Raw genomic sequence first — 445 nt, 5'->3', positions numbered from 1 at the left:
CCCCGACCAACACCCACCCCCGCAACACACAACTCACCCGGCACACCCACCGGCACCACACCAAGACCCTCATCGAGCACCCGCAGGGTGATGTTCGGGAAAGGGCCTCCCAGCGGCACCCGCGCGGCGTCGGCCAGGGCTTCGGTGGTGCACTGGTAGCTGGCGACGTCGACGGTGGTCTCCGCCGGCCCGTAGGCGTTGTGCAGTTCGCAGTCGGGCAGCGCGGTCAGGAACGCACGTGCCAGGTCGACGGGCAGTTCCTCACCACCGACCACGACCGAACGCAGCGACCCGCAGCCGGTGATGTCCTCGGCGAGCAGTGCGGCCAACATGCCGGGCACCAGGTCGATCACGGTGACGGATTCGGCGATGATCAGGTCGCGGAGGTAAGCCGGATCGCGGTGCCCACCCGGACGGGCGATGACCAGCCGCGCCCCCGCCGACA

At 69.9% G+C, this 445-nt stretch carries 1 protein-coding gene; it reads right to left on the bottom strand.

The features are described 5' to 3' along the window. A partial coding sequence (locus ACLQ2S_RS27170) for an AMP-binding protein (protein WP_425703832.1) occupies positions 1-445 on the bottom strand: 445 nt, incomplete at both ends.

The organism is Micromonospora sp. DT48 (assembly GCF_049844495.1).
Classification (GTDB): domain Bacteria; phylum Actinomycetota; class Actinomycetes; order Mycobacteriales; family Micromonosporaceae; genus Micromonospora.
Note: the sequence above shows the minus strand (reverse complement) of the source record. Positions and strands in the feature narration are given on the sequence as shown.